Source organism: Nonomuraea zeae, from assembly GCF_005889725.1.
In the GTDB taxonomy this organism is placed as follows: domain Bacteria; phylum Actinomycetota; class Actinomycetes; order Streptosporangiales; family Streptosporangiaceae; genus Nonomuraea; species Nonomuraea zeae.
The window spans coordinates 20,528-27,429 of the sequence record NZ_VCKX01000161.1 but is presented as its reverse complement, the minus strand read 5'-3'; the positions used below and the strand labels follow the sequence as shown (position 1 = coordinate 27,429).

General features: G+C 71.4%; 5 protein-coding genes. 4 read left to right on the top strand and 1 reads right to left on the bottom strand.

Features of this window, described 5'->3' with window-relative positions:
* Window positions 1–86 precede the first annotated feature (86 nt).
* Both ETD85_RS38285 and ETD85_RS38280 read left to right on the top strand, forming a co-directional pair.
* Window positions 87–869 (top strand): hypothetical protein, encoded by a 783-nt coding sequence (locus tag ETD85_RS38285; RefSeq protein WP_138694724.1) that lies wholly within the window; start codon window positions 87–89, stop codon window positions 867–869.
* 113 nt (window positions 870–982) lie between these two features.
* On the top strand, window positions 983–3,160 hold the full coding sequence (locus ETD85_RS38280; RefSeq protein WP_138694723.1) for an acyl-CoA dehydrogenase family protein: 2,178 nt from the start codon (window positions 983–985) through the stop codon (window positions 3,158–3,160).
* 9 nt (window positions 3,161–3,169) lie between these two features.
* On the opposite strand, the gene ETD85_RS38275 is transcribed toward ETD85_RS38280, so the two are convergent.
* Entirely contained in the window at window positions 3,170–5,026 is a 1,857-nt protein-coding gene (locus ETD85_RS38275; RefSeq protein ID WP_138694722.1) for a hypothetical protein, read from the bottom strand.
* 82 nt (window positions 5,027–5,108) lie between these two features.
* Here ETD85_RS38275 and ETD85_RS38270 point away from each other — a divergent pair, with 82 nt between their 5' ends.
* Window positions 5,109–6,653 (top strand): MmpA family trehalose lipid delivery protein, encoded by a 1,545-nt coding sequence (locus tag ETD85_RS38270; RefSeq protein ID WP_138694721.1) that lies wholly within the window; start codon window positions 5,109–5,111, stop codon window positions 6,651–6,653.
* Between the two features lie 112 nt (window positions 6,654–6,765).
* Window positions 6,766–6,900, top strand: a complete 135-nt coding sequence (locus tag ETD85_RS67015; protein ID WP_276617307.1) for a hypothetical protein — start codon at window positions 6,766–6,768, stop codon at window positions 6,898–6,900.
* The last annotated feature ends 2 nt before the right edge of the window (window positions 6,901–6,902 follow it).

Here is a 6,902-nt window from a genome sequence, read left to right as displayed (position 1 = left end):
GGACAATAAGTCGTATCGTCGGCAGCATCAGCTGTGTATAAGAGACAGAGTCCCAGCCGCGGCCGCAGCTGCCCCCGCACCATCCGATGCAGCTCCCGTCCAAGCCTCCGGCCAGGCGGCTCGGCGACATCCCCATCAAGGTCGTCTACCTGATCGGCGCCATCCTCGGCACCGTCCTGGCCGTGGTGCTGATCTTCGTCTTGTTCTCGGGCGACGTGCCCGCGAACAAGCAGTCGTCGGAGCAGGTCGTCCCCGTCGCGCCGGTCCCCAGCGCCAGCGCGACCCCGTCGGCGTCGCCCAGCCCCACCGTCTCCGAGAGCCCGATCGTGCTGCCGCCGGTGCCGGAGAGCAAGAAGTTCGCCACCCTCTCGGGCACGGCGTCCCTGGTCTCCGGGCTCATCACCGACAAGACGGTCGGGATCACCTACCCGCGCCTGGCCTCGCCGTGGAAGGCGAAGTCGTTCCCGCCGTTCTCGATCGCGCAGCGCATCGGCAAGGTGGCCATCCCGCACACGGTGGTCGCCTCGGCCATGTTCCCCGGTGACTCGCCCACCACGAAGCCCTCCACGAACGCCGACTACCGCGAGATCGCCACCCAGGCGGCCCGCTGGGCGATGCGCACCCAGTACCCCAAGGGCGCCACCCTGGCCTGGACCGGCTCCCAGAAGATCCCGGTCGGCAAGGGCTGGTCGCTCGGCTTCAAGGTCACCTTCACCGTCAACGGCAAGCAGCAGGTCGCCCAGGCCATGGTGACGATCGTCGAAGTGGGCAAGACCAAGCCCGCCATGCTGATGGCCTCGATCCCCGAGTCGAACAAGACCCGCTGGCCCGACCTGAACACGCTCATCACGCAGGTTCGGCCCCTCTGAGCCAATCCAGGTCGCTATGGGCCGTTCTGAGGTCAAGGCGGCCGTCTAGGCCAGAAGCATGCTCTAGAATATGATTCTGGGGATGCACCCGTACCTGGCTGGAGGATGAGCAGATGGCGATCGGGTTGAGCGAGGAGCATGAGGCGCTCCGCGATTCGGTGAGCGGCTGGGCGGAGCGCAACGTGCCCTCGGAGCTGCCGCGGACCGGGGCGGACGAACGCCCCGCGTTCTGGTCGGGCCTCGCCGAGCAGGGGCTGCTCGGCCTCCACCTGCCCGAGGAGTCGGGCGGGTCGGGCTACGGGCTGCTGGAGACGGCCGTGGCCGTCGAGGCGATGGCCGAGCGGCTGGCGCCGGGGCCCTACGTGCCGACCGTGCTGGCCAGCGCGGTCATTCACGCCTCCAAGCGGCGCGACCTGCTGGAGCGACTGGGCGACGGTACGCTCACCGGCGCGGTCGCCCTGACCGGCGCGCTGAGCGGCACCCGGGCCGACGACGGCTCGCTGGTCGTGTCGGGCACGGCCGAGCCCGTGCTCGGCGGCTCGCTGGCGGACGTGCTCGTGCTGCCGGTGACCACTTCCGACGGCGAGGAGTGGATCGCGATCGACGCCTCCGCCGCCACGGTCACCACGATCAGGTCGCTCGACCTGACCAGGCCGGTGGCCAAGGTGGAGCTGTCGGACGTGACCGTGCCGGACGAGCGGGTTCTCGACGGGGTCGAGGGCCCCGACGTGCTCAACCTGGCCGCGATCCTGCTCGGCGCCGAGGCGGCGGGCCTGGCCTCGTGGTGCGTCACCGCCGCCGCCGAATACGCCAAGGTACGCGTCCAGTTCGGCCGCCCGATCGGCCAGTTCCAGGGCATCAAGCACAAGCTCTCGCGCATGCTGGTCGCTCTGGAGCAGGCCCGCGCCACCGTCTGGGACGCGACCAGGGCGGAGGGCAAGGAGCTCGAGTTCGCCGCCGCCGTCGCCGGGGTGATGGCTCCCGACGCCGCGGTCCAGTGCGCCAAGGACGCCATCCAGACGTTCGGCGGCATCGGCTACACCTTCGAGCACGACGTCCACCTCTACTACCGCCGCGCGCTCACCCTGCGGGCCCTGCTCGGCCCGTCGGCCGAGTGGGCCGCCACGGTGACCTCCCTGTCCCTCCAGGGCGTCTCCCGCGAGATGGAGATCGACCTGCCCGAGGACGCCGAGGAGCTGCGCGAGTCGCTCCGCGCCGAGATCGCCGAGATCGCCGCGCTCGAAGGCAAGGAGCAGAAGCGGGCCCTGGCGAGCCGCGGGTTCGTCATGTCCCACCTGCCCAAGCCGTGGGGCCGCGACGCCAAGCCCCTGGAGCAGGTGCTGATCGCCCAGGAGCTCAAGGCCGCCAGGGTCCGGCTGCCCGCGATGATCATCGGTGCCTGGGTGGTGCCGTCCATCGCCACGTACGGGACGCCCGAGCAGCAGGAGCGCTTCCTGCCCAAGACGCTCAGCGGCGAGATGATCTGGTGCCAGCTCTTCTCCGAGCCCGGCGCCGGCTCCGACCTGGCCTCGCTGCAGATGAAGGCGGAGCAGGTCGAGGGCGGCTGGCGGCTCAACGGCCAGAAGATCTGGACCTCGGTCGCCCACGTGGCCGAGTGGGGCATCTGCATCGCCCGCAACTCGAACGAGGGCTCCAAGCACGAGGGCATCACCTACTTCCTGGTCGACATGAAGGCCCCCGGCGTCACGGTCAGGCCGCTGACCGAGATGACCGGCGAGAACCTGTTCAACGAGGTCTTCCTCGACGACGTCTTCGTTCCCGACGACCTGGTCGTGGGCGAGGTCGGCGAGGGCTGGAAGGTCGCGCGCAACACGCTCTCGAACGAGCGCGTCTCGCTGTCGTCCGGCTCGGGCGGCACCGGCGCGTCCGTGCCCGACCTGCTGGGCCTGATCGGCAGGCTGGGCCGCGAGCTCACGCCGGCCGAGGAGCAGGAGGTCGCCGGGGTCGTCTGCGAGGGCCACTCGATCAGCGCCCTGTCGCTGCGGGTCACGCTCAAGCAGCTCGCCGGGTCCGAGCCGGGCGCGGACGCGTCCGTGCGCAAGCTGCTGTCCACCTCGCACGCCCAGCACGTCTCCGAGACCGCCGTCGACCTGCTCGGCGCCGCCGCCGTGGTGGCCGCCGACATGAAGCTCGGCGACGCGGGCTACTGGAACAGGGCGGTGCTGGCCACCAGGGCCATGACCATCTACGGCGGCACCACCGAGGTGCAGCTCAACATCATCGCCGAGCGCATGCTGGGCCTGCCGAGGGACCCGGAGCCGGGCAAGTAGCCCTCCCCGCTATCCCCCCACGGGCTGTGGGGGGATGGCCGGGCCGTTCTCAAGCGGGGCGGGCACCCCGATCCTGATCTCGCCGACGCAGGAGGTGCCGCCGTCCGTGCGGACGGCCAGCTCGTTCCCGCCGCCCGTGATCGGGACGAAGGTGCTGCCCAGGTCCCGCCCGGCCGGCGCGGAGCCGTGCGCGAGGCCCAGCCGCACGTTCAGCGTGGTCTCCGCGCCGTTCAGGTAGGAGACCTGGACGGTGTACTCGGCGTCCCGCAGCGGGGCCGGCAGCGGGAACCGCACCTCGGCCTCGCCGACGGGCACGCAGGACGCGCGGGCGGGGATCGTCGCGCCGTCGATGCGCAGCGGGCGCAGCCGGCCCTGCGGGTCGAAGATGAGCGGGTCGGCCACCGGGCCCGAGAGCCGCCTGGTCCAGGAGATCGCGTGCGGCACGGCCGGGCCGAGCAGCTTGGAGTGCCGGGCGTAGTCGTAGAAGAACACCGGGAAGGCCACCTTGTCCGGCACGTACGTGTCCAGGACGACCGTGCCGGCGGGGACCGAAGCGAGCGCCTGCACGCCGGTCTCCACGTAGCTCTGGACGTTGCGGCCGAGCGGCCGGTCGGCGTAGGCGGCGACCGACCACACCGAGCCCGCCGCGAACACCGCCGCCACCGGCACCCACACCCATCTGAGCCGGACCGCGGGACGGTGCCAGGGCCGCTCCTCGCCCTGGACCGGGATGAACGCCAGCCCGATGACCAGGGCCACGACCACGGCGGTGGAGGAGACGTACCGGAGCTCGAATCCGCTCAGATCAGGACCGAGCATCTCGACCCGCCCCAGCATGATCGGCACCACGTCGGCCAGCAGGAAGTAGCCCAGCAACGTGAGCCAGGCCAGCCAGGCCCGCCGCCGCCAGAGCACGGACACGGTCACCGCGGCGACCGCGACGGCGAGGCTCGCCCACATGAGCGCGGGCGGCGTGGCGGCCAGCGCGTAGTCCTCGCCGATCGGCTGCCAGCGCCACGGCCCGCCCAGCGACGTCGGCACGAGAGAGCCGGTCAGCAGCGTCCACGCCGACTTCACCGCGACCTCGGCGCTCGGCAGCGACGGCTCGAACGTCACGTTCGTGAGCTGCACGGAGGTGAACAGCTGGCGGAAGAACACCACGGCGTACGGCACGAGCACGCCCAGGTAGAGCAGCCACACGCGGCGCGTCCGCGCCCCGCCGAGCCAGCCGAGCGTGAGCACGAACGCCAGCACCGGGATGAACGGCGCCTTCACGAAGAACACCATCCCGAGCACCGTCCAGCCCGCCGCCGCCACGGCGTGCCTGAACCGCCCGGTCCGGGTGTGGAGCACGTGCGAGGCGAGCGCCATCGGCAGCGCGATCTGGAACGGCAGGGTCTCCGCCACCACCGCCCACCACGACAGGCCCGGTACCGTCATCGGCGTCAGCAGGTAGAACCCGAGCGGCACGAGGATCGCCGGCCGGGTCCCGAACAGCAGCCGCAGCAGCCGCAGCAGCGCCAGCCCGGCCGCCGCCTGCAGCCCGATCGCGAGCCCGTGCGCGAGGACGTCGTTGTAGACGCCGAGCCGTCCCATCGCCCAGTGGATCGCGAAAGCCCCCGGCATCAGGTGGCCGAAGTCGATCCGCATGAGGTAGTCCCAGGAGAGCTGGTTCTCCAGCCCCCTGGCGATGAACATGAAGTCGTCCTGCCGGAAGTAGGTCCGCCTGACCAGGTCGAACTTCCACATGAGCTGCACCGCGACCATCAGCAGCCCGGCGGCGAGCACGGCGTCGCCGCCGCGCAGCCGTTCGCCCAACCGCTCGCGCAACTCTTGACGTGCCCCGGACGTCGTCACGCTCGTCATCACCCCGCGCCTCCTGGCGAAGGGTAACCAGACGGGGCTCGGCCGGGGAATGGCCGTAGCACGCTTGTGATGTCATAGCGGGATGCCGCACGCGTCCCGAGCCGGGCTCGTCTCAGCCCTCCTCGGGCTCGCCCTCGGCTGCCTGGCCCTCGGCCCGGCGCTGGGCTGGGGGTTCACGCTGCTCCAGGACATGGTGTTCGTGCCGGACCCGGAGTTCTCCCTGTTCACGTTCGGGCTGGCCGGCGGGGCCGCGCGGGTGGTGCCCAGCGACGCCGTGGTGACCGCGCTGTCGCTGGTGCTGCCCGCCGAGCTGGTGCAGAAGCTGATCCTGCTGGCGATCTTCGTCCTGGGCTGCTCGGGCGCCGCGCTGCTGCTGCCGGCGGACTCGCTCGGGCCCAGGCTGGTGGCGGGGACGTTCTACGTGTGGAACCCGTACGTGGCCGAGCGGCTGCTGATGGGGCAGTGGGCGCTGCTGCTCGGGTACGCGGGCCTGCCCTGGGTGGTGCGGGCCGTGTGGTCGGAGCGCCGGGTGGCGGCGGCCATGCTGCCGGCGGCGGTCGGCGGGTTCGCGGCGATGACGATCACCGCGATCACGGCGCTGCCCGTCGCGGTCCCGCGCTGGAGGGCGGTCGCGCGGGTGGCGGGGGTGCTGGCGGTGTTCAGCCTGCCGTGGCTGGTGCCGACCGCGCTGCGGCCTCAGGGGATCGACGGCGACGCGGTGGGGGTGGCGGCGTTCGCGGCGCGGGCGGACACGCCGTTCGGCGCGGTGGGGAGCCTGCTGTCGCTCGGCGGGATCTGGAACGCGCACGCGGTGCCGCCCGGTTACGAGACCTGGGCGGGGGCGGTGGCCAGGCTCCTGCTCACGCTGGCCGGGCTGGTGTTCTTCCTGCGCGGCGAGGTGCCGTACAAGCGGGGCCTGGCCGTGGCGGCGGCCGTCGGGCTGGGCGTGGCGTGCCTGGGGGTGAGCGAGCCCGGCCGGCAGGCGTTCGCGTGGGTCATCGGGGTGTGGGGCGGGTTCGCGGTGCTCAGGGACGCCCAGCAGTTCATCGCGCCGCTGGCGCTGGCGGCGGCCCTGGGGCTCGGGCTGCTGACCGCCGCCGTGGGCCGCAACCGGGCCTGGGCGGGGGCGATGGCCCTCGTGCCGGTGGCCGTGCTGCCGACGATGGCTTGGGGCTCGCTGGGAGCCCTCGGCGCGGTGCCCTACCCCGAGAGCTGGACGGTGGCCCGCGCGGCCATCAGCGGCGATCAGGCGGCCGGGGACGTGCTGGTGCTGCCGTTCGAGTCGTACCGGCAGTTCCCGTGGAACGGGGGGCGGGCGGTGCTGGATCCGGCGCAGCGCTACTTCGCCGTTCCCGGGCGGCGGGTGGTCTCCAACGACGCCGTACGGGTCGGGAACCTGGTCGTGAAGAGCGAGGACCCGCGTGCGCAGGAGGTAGAACGCGTACTAGAAGGGTCTTCACCCGACCTGCCGGCTGCCGGGTTTCGCTATGTGATAGTCGACGGAGGGACAGGGGAAGAGCGGGAGCGGTTCGGTGTCTGGCTACGGAGTGCGAGGGTGGTAGTCGATACCGGTGACCTGCGGTTGTACAGATTTGAAGGGCCGGTCGCTCAGGTCTCATCCGGATAGGTACGCTGATCAGCGGATTTATTAAGATTTCGTAGAGCTACTTCCGAGTAGCAAGAATTGGTTCTAAGTTTGGGGACGCCCCGCACCATTGCCCGCTCCAGGAGGAACCCCCGTGATCAAGATCCTCTTAGCAGCGATCATCGGCGTCGCCGTGGCGGCCCTCGTGGCGACAGTCACCACGGTCTCCCTCACCGGTGCCACCGCGACCCCGGTCAACCAACCGCTCTACAACTACGGCGACCGGTAACC